The organism is Jannaschia marina, from assembly GCF_013404595.1.
In the GTDB taxonomy this organism is placed as follows: domain Bacteria; phylum Pseudomonadota; class Alphaproteobacteria; order Rhodobacterales; family Rhodobacteraceae; genus Jannaschia; species Jannaschia marina.
The window spans coordinates 331,974-345,192 of the sequence record NZ_JABVAX010000002.1 but is presented as its reverse complement, the minus strand read 5'-3'; the positions used below and the strand labels follow the sequence as shown (position 1 = coordinate 345,192).

General features: G+C 68.7%; 16 protein-coding genes and 1 tRNA gene. 7 read left to right on the top strand and 10 right to left on the bottom strand.

Annotation, left to right across the window (positions count from 1 at the left end; translation table 11 throughout):
* Positions 1-2: 2 nt before the first annotated feature.
* On the top strand, positions 3-785 hold the full coding sequence (locus HSX43_RS05515; RefSeq protein WP_179379089.1) for a lysophospholipid acyltransferase family protein: 783 nt from the start codon (positions 3-5) through the stop codon (positions 783-785).
* A 303-nt stretch (positions 786-1,088) separates the two neighbouring features.
* Positions 1,089-1,424 carry a hypothetical protein gene (locus HSX43_RS05510; protein WP_179379088.1) on the top strand — a complete coding sequence of 112 codons (336 nt, stop codon included), beginning with the start codon at positions 1,089-1,091 and terminating at the stop codon, positions 1,422-1,424.
* A 57-nt stretch (positions 1,425-1,481) separates the two neighbouring features.
* Here the strand turns inward: HSX43_RS05510 and HSX43_RS05505 are convergent, their stop codons facing one another.
* The gene (locus tag HSX43_RS05505) at positions 1,482-1,907 is read right to left on the bottom strand and encodes a cobalamin biosynthesis protein CobQ (protein WP_328795073.1); all 426 of its coding nucleotides are present in this window, start codon (positions 1,905-1,907) and stop codon (positions 1,482-1,484) included.
* An 8-nt stretch (positions 1,908-1,915) separates the two neighbouring features.
* Positions 1,916-2,050, bottom strand: coding sequence for a hypothetical protein (locus HSX43_RS19915; protein ID WP_328795072.1), 135 nt, complete (start codon positions 2,048-2,050; stop codon positions 1,916-1,918).
* 27 nt (positions 2,051-2,077) lie between these two features.
* On the opposite strand from HSX43_RS19915, the gene HSX43_RS05500 reads away from it, so the two are divergent.
* Together HSX43_RS05500 and HSX43_RS05495 are read left to right on the top strand one after the other, a co-directional pair.
* Positions 2,078-3,532 carry a cobyric acid synthase gene (locus tag HSX43_RS05500; RefSeq protein ID WP_179379087.1) on the top strand — a complete coding sequence of 485 codons (1,455 nt, stop codon included), beginning with the start codon at positions 2,078-2,080 and terminating at the stop codon, positions 3,530-3,532.
* 127 nt (positions 3,533-3,659) lie between these two features.
* Entirely contained in the window at positions 3,660-4,481 is an 822-nt protein-coding gene (locus HSX43_RS05495) for a lytic murein transglycosylase (protein ID WP_179379086.1), read from the top strand.
* Positions 4,482-4,570: 89 nt separating this feature from the next.
* Here HSX43_RS05495 and HSX43_RS05490 read toward each other — a convergent pair.
* The 7 genes from HSX43_RS05490 to HSX43_RS05460 form a co-directional block, all read right to left on the bottom strand.
* Positions 4,571-4,652, bottom strand: a tRNA-Leu gene (locus HSX43_RS05490).
* Between the two features lie 42 nt (positions 4,653-4,694).
* The gene (locus tag HSX43_RS05485) at positions 4,695-5,237 is read right to left on the bottom strand and encodes a tetratricopeptide repeat protein (protein ID WP_179379085.1); all 543 of its coding nucleotides are present in this window, start codon (positions 5,235-5,237) and stop codon (positions 4,695-4,697) included.
* A gap of 49 nt (positions 5,238-5,286) precedes the next feature.
* A complete protein-coding gene (locus HSX43_RS05480) occupies positions 5,287-6,087 on the bottom strand; it encodes a trypsin-like serine peptidase (protein ID WP_179379084.1) in 801 nt (266 codons plus the stop codon).
* Between the two features lie 229 nt (positions 6,088-6,316).
* Positions 6,317-7,717: a glycolate oxidase subunit GlcF gene (gene glcF / locus HSX43_RS05475; protein WP_179379083.1), complete on the bottom strand. Its 1,401-nt coding sequence runs from the start codon at positions 7,715-7,717 to the stop codon at positions 6,317-6,319.
* 6 nt (positions 7,718-7,723) lie between these two features.
* Entirely contained in the window at positions 7,724-8,077 is a 354-nt protein-coding gene (locus HSX43_RS05470; RefSeq protein WP_179379082.1) for a hypothetical protein, read from the bottom strand.
* Positions 8,078-8,108: 31 nt separating this feature from the next.
* The gene (locus HSX43_RS05465; RefSeq protein ID WP_179379285.1) at positions 8,109-9,197 is read right to left on the bottom strand and encodes an FAD-binding protein; all 1,089 of its coding nucleotides are present in this window, start codon (positions 9,195-9,197) and stop codon (positions 8,109-8,111) included.
* Positions 9,198-9,254: 57 nt separating this feature from the next.
* Positions 9,255-10,685, bottom strand: a complete 1,431-nt coding sequence (locus tag HSX43_RS05460; RefSeq protein ID WP_179379081.1) for an FAD-linked oxidase C-terminal domain-containing protein — start codon at positions 10,683-10,685, stop codon at positions 9,255-9,257.
* A gap of 86 nt (positions 10,686-10,771) precedes the next feature.
* On the opposite strand from HSX43_RS05460, the gene HSX43_RS05455 reads away from it, so the two are divergent.
* The 3 genes from HSX43_RS05455 to HSX43_RS19575 all read left to right on the top strand — a co-directional run bounded on the left by HSX43_RS05455 (position 10,772) and on the right by HSX43_RS19575 (position 12,363).
* Positions 10,772-11,461, top strand: coding sequence for a DUF599 domain-containing protein (locus tag HSX43_RS05455; RefSeq protein ID WP_179379080.1), 690 nt, complete (start codon positions 10,772-10,774; stop codon positions 11,459-11,461).
* Positions 11,462-11,464: 3 nt separating this feature from the next.
* Positions 11,465-11,812, top strand: a complete 348-nt coding sequence (locus tag HSX43_RS05450) for a hypothetical protein (protein WP_179379079.1) — start codon at positions 11,465-11,467, stop codon at positions 11,810-11,812.
* Between the two features lie 122 nt (positions 11,813-11,934).
* Positions 11,935-12,363, top strand: a complete 429-nt coding sequence (locus tag HSX43_RS19575) for a hypothetical protein (RefSeq protein WP_235962542.1) — start codon at positions 11,935-11,937, stop codon at positions 12,361-12,363.
* A gap of 19 nt (positions 12,364-12,382) precedes the next feature.
* Here the strand turns inward: HSX43_RS19575 and trpA are convergent, their stop codons facing one another.
* Entirely contained in the window at positions 12,383-13,174 is a 792-nt protein-coding gene (trpA, locus tag HSX43_RS05440; protein ID WP_179379078.1) for a tryptophan synthase subunit alpha, read from the bottom strand.
* Positions 13,175-13,219: the final 45 nt, after the last annotated feature.

Sequence of the window (13,219 nt, the reverse complement as noted above, 5' to 3'; positions counted from 1 at the left end):
CCATGCAATTGTTCCGTTCCGCGCTCTTCAACGCGCTCATGTACCTCTGGATGGCTGTCCTCGGCATCGCCTGCGTCCCGCTCCTGATCGCCTCACCCGAGGGGGCGCGCTGGACCTGCAGCTTCTATGCCCGCACCACGCTCTGGATGCTCGAGAAGATCGTCGGGCTGCGCACCGAGGTCCGGGGCACGCCCCCGACCGGCGGTGTGCTCCTCGCCGCGAAGCACCAGAGCTTCCTCGACATCATCATCATCTGGTCGGCCCTGGAGCGGCCCTTCTTCATCATGAAGTCGATCCTGAAATACGCGCCCTTCCTCGGGCAATACGCCTACCGGCTGGGCTGCATCCCGGTCGCGCGGGGCAGGCGGGCGGAGGCGATCAAGCAGATGCTGGCCGAAGTCCGGTCCGGCCGCCGGGCGGGGGGGCAGCTGATGATCTACCCGCAAGGCACCCGCGTCGCGCCCGGGGCCCATGTGCCCTACAAGGTCGGCACCTTCGCGCTCTACGAGCAGCTCGGGCAGCCCTGCGTGCCGGTGGCCACAAACGTCGGTCTCTTCTGGCCGAAGCGCGGCCTGTTGCGGCGGCAGGGCCTCGGGGTCGTCGAGTTCCTCGAGCCGATCCCGCCGGGCCTCGACCGGGCGACCTTCATGGCAACGATGGAGGAGCGGATCGAGAGCGCGTCGAACCGGCTGATGGAGGAGGCGGGCTTTCCCGTCTCTCTCGAGACGCAGGACATGGGCGATGCGGTCGCCCGCGCAGCGCGGGACGTGGCACGCGACTCCTGACCATCCGCGTCCTTTCGTGGCGTCGCACCCGAGTATTTGGAAAGCGGAGAGGGGCGGATTGTTTCAAATCGTCCGGGGTTTTCACGCCGGCGGGAGAATGGGGGCACCGTCTGTGAGGGCGGTGCGGGGTGGCGGGCCAACTGTGCATGAACGCACTTATTTCGCGTGATCCTCGCGCGTCCGTTCATTGAAGGTGATGAACCCTGCCCGTAAATCTCTTCCATCAGCAGGGCACACCGCCCCGCACCCCCCAACCGGACCCGCCGCAACCACAGGGTCCACCGCTTCAAAAGGACCAAGACTATGAAAACCCTCATCGCTTCCGCCCTCCTCGCCACCGCCGCCCTCGCCGCCCCGGCCGCGGCCCAGGTCGCCTCCGGCTCCGCCGCCGCGATCGCCCATTTCAACGCCGACTTCGACACGCAGGACGGCGTCCGCGTGCTCAAGGCGGGCGGCAATGGCGTCACCGTCTCGACCCGCTCGGGCGGCACGGGCGTGGCCTTCGGCCACTTCAACGGCCAGGCCGACAGCCAGGACGGTATCCGCGGCCTCAACGGCGCGACGGCCTATTCGGGCGCGCCCAGCGTCGGCGGCGACATCTTCGACCGCATCCGCGCCGAGAGCGCCGAAGGCGAGTAAGCCGCGCTCAAGACTTGAACGGCCCCGCCCCGGCGGGGTCGTTCGCATTTCGAGGGGTCAAGCGAAGACCGTGGCCCAGACGCCTCCGACCGACAGTTCCAGCGCGACAAGGCCGAGCACAAGGGCCCGCATCCCGAGGTGCCGGAACCGCGTCAGGAGCCAGGCCGCAAGTCCGACGGAGATCAGGATCTCCGCCGCGCCCACGACCCCGCCATGATGCGCGCTGTCCCAGTAGCTCAGCGGGCTGTCGAAGACCCAATCGCTCAACGGCCAAAAATGCGGCCGCCCGTCGCCCGCGTGCAGCGGGAAATCGAGCGCGAGGTGCAAAAGCCCGGCCCCGGCCAGCGCAACGATCCACCCCCGTTGAAGCCAGAGACCAAGCGCTAGCAGCGCGCCCCAGACGAAGACGGAGTTGTCGACGGCAAAAACCGTCTGCCAGGCGTCGGAGAAATAGAGCGTTCCGAAGACCCGCTCCGCCGGCACGCCGAGCGTCAGCGCCCCCCGGCCATCAGATAGAGCGACAGATCCGGCAACAGCGCGCCGCAGAGCGCCGCCGCGGTCACGCGCGGACGTCCGGGCTTGCCGAAGGCGGCCAGACCGATAATGAGATGGGCGGGCGTATTCATCGGCCCACCCTAGCAGGAGAGCGCCGGATGGCACGGGCGATCATGATCCAGGGCGCGGGCTCCAACGTCGGCAAGTCGATGCTCGTCGCCGGCCTCTGCCGATACTTCGCACGGTCGGGCCTGCGGGTCCGCCCCTTCAAGCCGCAGAACATGTCGAACAACGCCGCCGTTACCGAGGACGGGGGCGAGATCGGGCGCGCGCAGGCGTTGCAGGCCCGCGCCTGCGGGGTCGCGCCGCGCATCGACATGAACCCGGTCCTGCTGAAGCCCGAGACGGACACCGGCGCACAAGTCGTCTTGCAGGGCAAGCGCCGCGCCACCGTGCGGGCCCGCGACTATGCACGGCTGAAGCCCGAATTGCTCTCCGCCTGCCTCGAGAGCTTCCGTCGTCTCGCTACGGAGGCCGACCTGATCGTGGTCGAGGGCGCGGGATCGCCGGCGGAAATCAACCTGCGCCAGGGCGACATCGCGAACATGGGCTTCGCCGAGGCCGCCGACATCCCCGTCGTCCTGGCCGGCGACATCGACCGGGGCGGCGTCATCGCGCAGCTCGTCGGCACGAAGGCCGTGCTCGACCCCGCCGACGCGGCGCGGATCAAGGGCTTCCTCGTCAACAAGTTCCGCGGTGACGTCACGCTCTTCGACGAAGGTACGCGCCAGATCGCCGCGCGCACCGGCTGGACGGCGCTCGGCACCGTCCCGTGGTTCGCCGACGCCTGGCGGCTGCCGGCCGAGGACATCCTCGACATCCGCTCCTCCGCCCGTGCGGGGGCGTTTCGCATCGCCGTGCCGCGACTGAACCGGATCGCCAACTTCGACGATCTCGACCCGCTCTCCGCCGACCCCGCGCTTTCGGTCGAGGTGATCGAGCCGGGCCGCCCCCTGCCCGTCTGCGACCTCGTGCTGATCCCGGGCTCCAAGGCGACGATCGCCGATCTTGCCCATTTCCGCGCGCAGGAATGGGACGTGGACCTCGCCGGGCATGTGCGCCGCGGCGGGCACGTGCTGGGCATCTGCGGCGGCTATCAGATGCTCGGCCGGACCATCGCCGACCCGAAGGGGCTGGAGGGCGCGCCGGCGACGGTGCCGGGGCTCGGGCATCTCGACATCCACACTACCATGCGGCCCCGGAAGCACCTCGCGCGCGTCACCGCCACCGACGTCGAGAGCGGGGACGAGGTCACGGGATACGAGATTCACCTGGGCGAGACCGAGGGCCCGGACACCGCGCGCGGCTGGCTGCGGCGCGACGGCGAGATCGTGGGCGCCGCCGATCCGACGGGGCGGATCCGGGGGTGCTATCTGCACGGGCTCTTCGCGGGCGATGCATTCCGTGCCGCAGCACTAGCCCGCCTCGGCGCGGCACCGACCGGGCTCGACTACGATGCGAGTGTCGAGGCGACGCTCGGCGCGTTGGCCGACCATCTGGCGGCGGCGCTCGACCTGGACGCGCTCGCGGGTCTGGCGACCGTCGTGCGGTGACGGCTCTCGGCGACGCGACGCGCAAGGCCCCCGAAACCGCCGATATTCGATAACCCCCGGCAAGTGATTGCCGACTGCCGCCCCCATGCTAAAGTCCGCGCCAGCCACATTCCTCCAGGAGATTCCCATGCCCCGCACATCCCTGTTCCGCGCAGTCTTCGCGGTCGCGGCCCTCGCCGCCACGCCCGCATTGGCGGCCCAGTGCATCACCAGCCAGGGCCAGTTCGGGGCCTACAAGCAGACGCTCGGCCAACAGGCGGCCGCCGCCGGCGTGGGCCAGCGCGGCATCCAGGCGCTGAACGCGGCGAGCCTTTCGGGGATCACCTGGCGCTTCGAGTCGAACCCGGCCAGCCAGTCCGGCGTGAGCCAGGGCGACCCGGCCCAGTTCCTCGCCAAGCGCTCGGGCTCCTCGGCGCAGGCCTTCATCAATGCGGCCCAGTCGCGAAAGGACCGCAACGCCAACCTCTTCGCCGCGCTCGAGCGGCAGTACGGCGTGCCGGGCTCCATCCTCGTGACGATCTGGGGGCTCGAGACCTCCTGGGGCGGCTACACCGGCCAGACACCCGTGGTCGACGGGGCGATCACGCTCGCCAGCTATTGCCGCCGCCATCCCCGCTTCGAGCCCCATGCCGTCGCGGCGCTGCGCCTCGTCGATCAGGGGGCGATCACGTCTGGCACGCGCGGTGGCCCCTCGGGCGAGCTCGGGCACATGCAGTTCCTTGCCGGAAACTGGGAGCGCTTCGGCGTCGACGCCAACGGCGACGGCCGGCGCGATCCCTACAATGCGACCGATGCGCTGGCGACGGCCGCCAACATGCTGCGTCAGAACGGCTGGCGCGCGGGTCAGCCCTTCGGCCAGGGCACGTCGAACTTCCGCGTCCTCTCGGCGTGGAACGACAGCGGCAACTACCAGCGTGCCATAGCCTACGCCGCCGAGCGGATCCGGTAAGCCGGGACTGACCCTCAAGTCTGTACAAAACGTCGAATGGGGCATCGAAAGGTGCCCCATTTCGTACGTTTCAGGAAGACCTTCGATTGTACGGGCGGCGGGACTCGAACCCGCACGGGCGAAGCCCTTCAGATTTTAAGTCTGATGTGTCTACCATTCCACCACACCCGCATAGGTCGGGATTAGGCGGGTTTGCCCCGAAAAGACAAGCGCTCAGAGATCCTGGCTCTCGGGTTCCAGATCGAGCAGCCGCCGTTCCGCGAGCCAGGGATTGAGCGCCACCGCGCGCCGGATCTCGGCCTGACCGGCCCGGATGCGGCCCATCTGGATCAGCGTCAGGCCCTTGCCCGCCATCGCCGGAATATGCCGTGGCTGCAGCGCGATGGCGCGGTCGAGATCGGGCAGGGCCGCCTCGAAGTCCTGCCGCAGGAAGTTGGCGAAGGCGCGCTGGTTGTAGCCCTCGGCGAAGTCGGGACAGTACGCCACGAGCGCGTCGAAGGCGGTCACCGCGCCGGCGAGGTCGAAGGCCGCGCGCCGCGACATGCCCTCGTCCAGAAGCTCCTGCGCGCGGGGGTCGGGGGCCTTGGCCCAGAACGTCCACATCTCGTCCGAGACCCGCCGCCCCTCGGCTTCGGTCGGCGCGGCCTGAACCTTCGCGATCAGCCCGTCGATGTCGGCTGCAATGTCGGGTGCGGCCGGGCACTCCGCCAGAAGCGGCGTCGCGGTCAGGACAAGGGCGGTCAGGCTGCGCAGCATGACCTGAGGGTGGCGCGCACGCCCCCCACGTCAAGCCGGGCCTCGGGTCTCAGCGGGTCGCGACCATCGAGACCGAGCCGTCGACCGCGACGCGCTTGCCGACCGCGTTGATCGCCGGCGTCCGCGCGAAGGCTCCGACCAGGGTGTCGAGTTCCCCCTCCATCACCGCGGCGAGGGAGACGTCCTGACCCTCCCATCGGGCTTTGGCGGAAACGACGGAGATGATCCGCATCTCTCCCTGATAGACGGCGAAGATCGGCGCGCCGGAGGAGCCGAAGTCCACTTCGCAGGAGAGAACGAGGATTTCGTCGTCGCGGGCGAGGATCTCGCAGTCTTCCTCGTGCGAAGGCGCGTCGGCCCGGTCCTTGCCATAGCTGACGACCTGAACCGTCTGCCCGGCCTCGACGCGCACCTGTGTCCGGAACGGCCGGACGTGGCCGAGGCGCACCGGCTGATCGAGTTCGAGCAGTGCGAGGTCGGTGCCCACGCGGCTGAGCCGCTCCATGTCGGAGAAGTCGTAGTCCGGGTGGATCACGACCCGCCGCACGCCGCGGTAGGCATCGGCGCGCCCCATCCGCAGACCGGCCTGAAACTCGATTTCCGTCGGATCGACCCGCTCCCCGGTCGCCGGATCGAAGAGGCAGTGCGCCGCGGTCAGCACGACATCGGAGGTCAGAAGCGCGGCGGTGCAGAACCCGTCCGGCCCGAAGTTCAGCCGGCCCACCGCCTCCCAACCGCGATTTTCATCGGCAGTCTGCAAGCTCTGGATCGACGGCTCGGCCTGACCGGCGAAGGCGGTCGAAAGGGCCAGGGCGAGCGTGGTGACGAAGGTGTGGACAGGGCGAAACATGTGACCTCGCTTGGACTTTCCGTCGATCTAGCGAAGGAAAGCGGTCACTCTTGGTCCGGTTTGGTGCCGGTTTCGGACCCTTTGCGGGCAGATCGCCCGGATTGTGTCGCCGGTCTGACAAATCGCGCCAATCGTGGCGGCTTCGCCATGGTTCGCCCGCCACTGACGTCGCACAGCACGGGGCGGGCGAGATCGCCGGGTCGCGCCCGGCGATGACGTGCGCGCCGGATCAGCGCAGGCGCGGCGGGGCGTCGGACGGCGCACCGTCCTCCCACCCGTCGATCGCGGGCGGCACGGGTCCGCCGGTCGCCCAGTCGAGCAGTTCGACCGTGTGCACGACGGGCACCGAAGCCGCCGAGCCGATCTGCATCATGCAGCCGATGTTACCCGCCGCGATCACGTCCGGCCGCCGCGCTTCCAGGGTGGCGACCTTGCGGTGTTTCAGCTCCTGACTGATCTCGGGTTGCATCAGATTGTACGTCCCCGCGCTCCCGCAGCAGAGATGCGCGTCCTTCGGCTCGAGCACGGTGAAGCCCGCGCGCTTCAGAAGCTCCTTCGGTGCCCCCTTGATCTGTTGCCCGTGCTGGAGCGAGCAGGCCGCGTGATACGCGACCTGCATCGGGCCCTCGCCTGCCGCGTCCGGAACCCGCCCGGTCGGCACGCCGCCGACGCCGTCGCGCGCCGGCCGGAGCGGTGTCGTGAAGGCGTGGTCTTTCGGCAGAAGCTCCAGCAGCACCTCCGAGACGTCCTTGGCAAGCCCGCTCACCCGCGCGGCCTTCTCGGCCAGCGGGCCGTTGCGGAACATGTGGCCGTAGTCCTTCACCGTCGTGCCGCAGCCCGAGGTGTTGATGACGATCGCGTCGAGCCCCGCGCCGTCGGCCTCCCTCACCCAGGCCTCGATGTTGCGGGCCGCGAAGGCGTGGCTCTCGTCGGTCTTGCCCATGTGGTGCGTCAGCGCCCCGCAGCAGCCCGCCCCCTCGGCCACGACGACCTCGGCCCCGAGGCGCGTCAGCAACCGGATGGTCGCGTCGTTGATATCGGTGTTGAGCGCCTTCTGCGCGCAGCCCGTCATCAGCGCGACGCGCATCTTCTTCTGCGTGGCCGGAAAGACCTGCGGATCGTCGTTGCGGCTGACGGGCGGGATGGTCTTCGGGGCCATCTCCAGCATCGCGCGCAGCCGCGCGTCGGGCATTAGCCGCGCGAAGGGCCGGCCGAACTTCGCACCCAGCAGAGCAAGGCGGAACCGCGTCGGATAGGGCAGCACCTGCCCCAGCACCCAGCGCAGCGCCCGGTCCATGAACGGTCGCTTGTAGGTCCGCTCGATATGCGCCCGCGCGTGATCGACGAGGTGCATGTAATGCACGCCCGAGGGGCAGGTCGTCATGCAGGCGAGGCAGGAGAGGCAGCGGTCGATGTGCTTGACGGTCTTCTCGTCGGCATCACGGCCCGATTCCAGCATGTCCTTGATGAGGTAGATGCGACCGCGCGGGCTGTCGAGTTCGTCGCCGAGAACCTGATACGTCGGGCAGGTCGCAGTGCAGAACCCGCAATGCACGCAGGCCCGCAGGATCTCGTTCGAGCGCGCCGTCGCAGGATCGGCCAGCTGTTCGGGGGTGAAGGTGGTCTGCATTGGCGATCAGATCCCTGGAAAGGCGAAGGAGAAGGTCAGAAACCCGGCAGCAGCGCCGAGACACAACGCGAGCACCAGGTAGGGCAGACGCGTTCCGGTCCGTCGCTCCGCCTGGGGAACACGCGCCAAGAACAGGATCGCGACGATGGGGGCGGTTGCAAAGAAAACGCCAGTGGCGGTACCCGCTTCGCGCGCGATGTCGAAATGCGTCCGGGAGGGGACGTGCTGGGCCGCTGTCACGACAAGTGCCACGCACCCCCCCAGAAGAACCAGCGCCGTTACCACACCGATGGACCGGGGCATTATCGTCGGCACCCAGAACCCTAGCAGGTAGAAAGCAAGCCCCACCACGACTACCATGCGCGTGCTCCGCGATAATCGGGAGGCAGGCTCATGCGTTTTCCCCGAGCGCCGGGGAGAACAGCCCACGCGGGTCGAACCTTTCGCGCAGACCACGGGTCAGGGCCGCCAGGACCGGGGCCTCGGGCGGCACGTCCGCAGCCCCGCGCACGCGGGTCGCGTGGCCACCGAAACCGCCCAGGCGCGCGCGCAGGTCGGTGCCTTCGGGCAGCCGCAGCCAGATCAGCCCCCCGCCCCAGTCGAGGAGCGCCGCCTCCGCCCCGGCGCGCGCCACGAGGTCGGGCGCATGGGAGGGCCGGACCGAAAGCCGCCACACGTCGCCGTCGCCCGCCATGGCCCGCGCGTCGCGAATGTCGGTCCAGAGCGCGGTGGACGTCTCCGGCTCCAGCATCTCGGCCGTGCCGAAAGGGGCGAGCACGCGCGTCAGTTCCCCGGCGCGGTAGGCGACGGACCCCGCGAGCCCCTCGATCCGCAGCGACGTCTCGCCCGTCGCCGGATCATGCGCCGCCGCGGTCACCTCGAAGGGCGAGGAGAGACCGGCCGCCATCGCCTTCACCGCCTCGGCCACATCGAGACCGGAGAGCCGCAACGTCGCCTCGGTCGCCGCCGCCGGCAGCACCTTGAAGCTGACCTCCGACAGGATACCCAAGGTGCCGCGCGCGCCCGCCATCAGCTTCACGAGATCGTAGCCCGTGACGTTCTTCATCACCCGACCGCCGTTCTTGACGAGGGTGCCCTCCCCGTCGACGAAGCGCACGCCGATCAGGCTGTCGCGACAGGCCCCGGCCTGCACGCGGCGCGGGCCCGAGACGTTCAGGGCCACCGCGCCGCCGATCGTCGGCTCTCCGGTGGTGCCCAGAAGCGGGCGATGGTCCATCGGCTCGAACGGCAGGCGTTGGCCTTCCGCCGCGAGCGCGGCCTCGACCTCGGCCATCGGCGTGCCCGCCCGCGCCACCAGCGTTAGCGCGCCGGGCTCGTAGAGGGTGATACCGGTCAGGCCCGCGGTCGTCAGCGCCTCGCCCGGACCGGGCCGATGCCGCGTCGCCCCTCCGCGCACCGACAGGGGGCCGTTCGCCCCGCGCACGATCTCGGCCAGATGTTCCTCAGTCTCGGGTCGCAGCACCGCGGCCTCCGTCATTGTTGAGATTTGCCCGCCGGAAGCACCGGCCCTCCGCCGTCAGGCCCGCCGGTCGGCCGTGACGTCGAGCGGGAACACCTTGGCGGGGTTGAGTAGCCACTTCGGGTCGAACACATCCTTCACGCGCATCTGCGCCTCCATGTCGGCGGGCGTGAACTGATGCCCCATGAGATCGCGCTTCTCGACGCCGACGCCGTGCTCGCCCGTCAGACAACCGCCGACCTCGACGCAGAGCTTCAGGATCTCGGCCCCCATCTCCTCGCAGATTTCGAGATCGCCGGGCTTGTTGGCGTCGTACATGATGAGCGGGTGCATGTTGCCGTCGCCCGCGTGGAATACGTTGCCGACGGAGAGGCCGTATTTCTCGGAAAGCGTCGTGATGCCCGCAAGAACGCGGGGCAGCTCGCTCACCGGGATCGTTCCGTCGAGGCACATGTAGTCAGAGATGCGGCCCGTCGCGCCGAAGGCCGACTTGCGGCCGAGCCAGATCTTGGCGCTCTCGTCCTCGCCCTGGCTGCGGCGCAACTCGACCGGATCGTGGCGCTGCGCGATCTTCTCGATCAGGCTCAGTTGTTCCTCGATTTCGTCCTCCGACCCCTCGACCTCCACGATCAGGAGCGCCTCGCAATCGGGGTAGCCCGCCTTCGCGTAATCCTCCACGATGCGGATGATGATGCGGTCCATGAACTCGATCGCGACCGGCAGGACGCCCGCCTTGATGATATCGGCCACGCAGGCCCCCGCTACTTCGAGGCTGTCGAAGCCGATCAGAACCGGGCGCGCGCCCTCGGGCTTCGGCAGGATGCGCAGGGTGGCCTCGGTCACGAGGCCAAGCTGACCCTCGGAACCGCAGACAACGCCCAGCAGGTCAAGACCGCCCGCGTCCATATGCGCGCCGCCGATTTCGACGACCGTGCCGTCCATCTGCACGAGCGTCACGCCCAGAAGGTTGTTGGTCGTCACGCCGTACTTCAGGCAATGCGCCCCGCCGGAGTTCATCGCGATATTGCCGGCGATGGCACAGGCCAGCTGCGACGAGGGGTCGGGCGCATAGAAGAAGCCGTCGGCCTCGACGTGGCCGGTGACGCTGAGGTTGGTGCGGCCCGTCTGAAGCCGGATGATGCGGTCGTCGTAATCGACCTCCAGCACATCGGTCAGCCGGGCGACGCCAAGGATGACCGAATCCGCCGTCGGAAGCGCCCCGCCCGCGAGCGAGGTGCCCGCGCCACGCGGCACGACGGGGATCTCGAGCTCGTGACAGATCCGCAGGACCGCGCTCACCTGCTCGGTCGAGCGTGGCAGCACGGCGGCGAGTGGCGGGCACCGGTAGGCGGTGAGCGCGTCGCACTCGTAGGCGCGCGTCTCCTCGAGGTCGTGGATGATCGCGTCCTGCGGCAGAACCCGCGAGAGCCGTTCGACCAGCGTTTCCTTCTTGGCCAGGGTGAAGGGGTCGATCTTGGGCATTTCCATCGGGCGCACCTCCGCGTCTGAATTGGTCAGATAATATAACCAATTTCCCGGAAGGCAAGCCGGATGAGGTTTGCTAGGGGTGCGCCATGGTGACGCTTCTGACGACAACCTTCACCCCGCTCGACTTCCTGGCGGTCATCCTTCTGGGTCTCGCCTGGGCCTTGTCGTCCTGGGTCATCGAGCATCCGCCGAAGGGTCGTGCGTCGGTCACGATCCTGATGCGCCGCTACCGCCATGACTGGATGGCGGAGATGCTGACGCGGCAGCCCCGCATCTTCGATTCCACCATACTGTCCAGCCTCAGGCAGGGCACGACCTTCATGACCTCCGCCTCGATGATCGCGGTGGGCGGCGTCCTGGCGATCGCGGGTAACGCCGAACGCCTCGACAGCATCGTCATGGGCGTGGGGATCGAGGGACATCCCGTCGCCTTCTGGCAGCTGAAGCTGAGTGTAGTGGCGCTCTTGCTGACCCACGCTGTCTTCAAGTTCATCTGGTCGAACCGGCTGTTCGGCTATTGCGCGGTGGTGATGGCATCGGTCCCGAACGACCCCGACCACCCCGACGCCGCTCCGCGGGCACAGCAAGCGGCGGAGTTGAACATTCGGGCGGCGATGAACTTCAACCGCGGCCTGCGCTCGGTCTACTTCGCCTTCGCCGGCCTTGGCTGGATCGTCGGCCCTGTCGGCCTGATCCTGGCCGTGGTGGTGACGACGCGCGCGGTCCTGTCACGCGAATTTGCCTCGACATCCCGGGGCGTCCTGCTGGAGGATTGAACCATGAAACGCCTTCTGATCCCCCTCGCCCTCGTCGCGAGCCCCGCCTTCGCCGACCTGCCCACCGTCGAGGCGGTGGAGGCCCGACCCTCTGATGCCGGCTGGACGTTCTCCGTCACGGTGCGCCACGCCGATACCGGGTGGGAGCACTACGCCGACGCATGGAAGGTCTTCGCGCCCGACGGCACGGAGCTGGGGTATCGCCCCCTTGCACACCCCCATGTCGAGGAGCAGCCCTTCACCCGCTCGCAGTCGGGCATCGTCATCCCCGAGGGCGTGACCGAGGTGATCGTGCGCGCGCATGACAACGTCGACGGCTGGGGCCCCGATTTCGTCTTCGAGCTGCCCTAGCAGCTCAAGCCTCCGGCAAATCGAGCCAGAGTGCGCCGGCGCGGTAGCCGCCCCGGACTAGGTGACCCTTGCGCCTCACCTCGGGGAAGGTATAGGCCCAGTCCCGGAATCGGTCGTTTGTGATGACGATTGCGCCCATGTCGCGGGCCGCCGTCAGGATCAGCGGATCCGCGGCTCTCCTCTCCCTTGTTGACGACCATCACCTTGTCTCGCGGCAAGCCCAACGTCTTCGCCAACGCGCCGTCATGCCGGTATTGCCCCGCGAGCTTATATCCAGCGTTCGCGTCGAAGACGACGCCAGCCGTGTATCCCTCCACCTCGAGACGGGCGAGCACGTCACGGACAGGAGCGAGGCTCGCCGTGTTCGCCTGCCAGTGCATGACATTGGAGCCATCGAGGATCGCATGGCGCTCCGCGCCCCGCGCACGCCGGCGGAACAGGAGCCACAACGCAACGGCAAAACCGACGGCATCGGCAGCGACGAGAGGAGCAGGTTCATCAACGATCAGCGCCGCCACGACAAACGCAGCCGCACCGACGAGTATCAGTAGTGCAAGCGCAAGCCGCATCTCAGCCCCGATGCGCCCCGTCCGCGAGGGAGGCGACGTAGGTCAGGACGTCTTCGGCGCTGTGGCCCTTGGCGATCCGGTCGACGATCGCGGAGCCGACGACGCAGCCATCGGCGACGGCGGCGATGCCCTCGGCGGCCTCGGGCGTCTTGATCCCGAAGCCCACGATGATCGGCAGATCGGTCGACTGCTTGATTCGGGCCACCTCGGGGCCGACCTTGGCCGCGTCCGCCGCGCCCGAACCGGTGATCCCGGTGATCGAGACGTAGTAGACGAAGCCGGAGGTGTTCTGCAGGACCTTGGGCAGGCGCTTGTCGTCCGACGTGGGCGTCGCGAGGCGGATGAAGTTCAGCCCCGCCGCCTGCGCCGGGATGCAGAGCTCGACGTCCTCCTCGGGCGGCAGATCCACCACGATGAGCCCATCGACGCCCGCCGCCTTCGCATCCTCGAGGAAACGATCGACGCCGTGGGAATAGATCGGGTTGTAGTAGCCCATCAGCACGATCGGCGTGGCATCGTCGGCCGTGCGGAAGTCGCGCACGAGATCGAGCGTTCCTTTCAGCGTCATGCCCCCCTCGAGCGCGCGCTGACCGGCAAGCTGGATCGTGGGGCCGTCGGCCATCGGGTCGGTGAAGGGAAGGCCCAGTTCGATGATGTCCACGCCCGCCCCCGGAAGCCCCGCCAGGATCTCGGCGGTCTTCCCCGCGTCCGGGTCGCCGGCCATGATGTAGGTCACGAAGGCCTTGCGGTTCTCGGCGCGAAGCCGGGCGAAGGTATCGTCGATGCGCGTCATGTCCCATGTCCCCGTCGTTGCGCGTCCGGGCTTGCGACAGTCGCG

What these genes read in the sequence shown, in the direction of transcription:
- HSX43_RS05460 (WP_179379081.1), bottom strand. Translation starts at nt 10,685, where the DNA reads ATGGAAATGCCCAAGATCGACCCCTTCACCCTGGCCAAGAAGGAAACG.
- HSX43_RS19575 (WP_235962542.1), top strand. Translation starts at nt 11,935, where the DNA reads ATGACGATTGCGCCCATGTCGCGGGCCGCCGTCAGGATCAGCGGATCC.
- glcF (WP_179379083.1), bottom strand. Translation starts at nt 7,717, where the DNA reads ATGCAGACCACCTTCACCCCCGAACAGCTGGCCGATCCTGCGACGGCG.
- HSX43_RS05500 (WP_179379087.1), top strand. Translation starts at nt 2,078, where the DNA reads ATGGCACGGGCGATCATGATCCAGGGCGCGGGCTCCAACGTCGGCAAG.
- HSX43_RS05450 (WP_179379079.1), top strand. Translation starts at nt 11,465, where the DNA reads ATGAAACGCCTTCTGATCCCCCTCGCCCTCGTCGCGAGCCCCGCCTTC.
- HSX43_RS05485 (WP_179379085.1), bottom strand. Translation starts at nt 5,237, where the DNA reads ATGCTGCGCAGCCTGACCGCCCTTGTCCTGACCGCGACGCCGCTTCTG.
- HSX43_RS05510 (WP_179379088.1), top strand. Translation starts at nt 1,089, where the DNA reads ATGAAAACCCTCATCGCTTCCGCCCTCCTCGCCACCGCCGCCCTCGCC.
- HSX43_RS05495 (WP_179379086.1), top strand. Translation starts at nt 3,660, where the DNA reads ATGCCCCGCACATCCCTGTTCCGCGCAGTCTTCGCGGTCGCGGCCCTC.
- HSX43_RS19915 (WP_328795072.1), bottom strand. Translation starts at nt 2,050, where the DNA reads ATGAATACGCCCGCCCATCTCATTATCGGTCTGGCCGCCTTCGGCAAG.
- HSX43_RS05455 (WP_179379080.1), top strand. Translation starts at nt 10,772, where the DNA reads ATGGTGACGCTTCTGACGACAACCTTCACCCCGCTCGACTTCCTGGCG.
- HSX43_RS05515 (WP_179379089.1), top strand. Translation starts at nt 3, where the DNA reads ATGCAATTGTTCCGTTCCGCGCTCTTCAACGCGCTCATGTACCTCTGG.
- HSX43_RS05480 (WP_179379084.1), bottom strand. Translation starts at nt 6,087, where the DNA reads ATGTTTCGCCCTGTCCACACCTTCGTCACCACGCTCGCCCTGGCCCTT.
- trpA (WP_179379078.1), bottom strand. Translation starts at nt 13,174, where the DNA reads ATGACGCGCATCGACGATACCTTCGCCCGGCTTCGCGCCGAGAACCGC.
- HSX43_RS05470 (WP_179379082.1), bottom strand. Translation starts at nt 8,077, where the DNA reads ATGGTAGTCGTGGTGGGGCTTGCTTTCTACCTGCTAGGGTTCTGGGTG.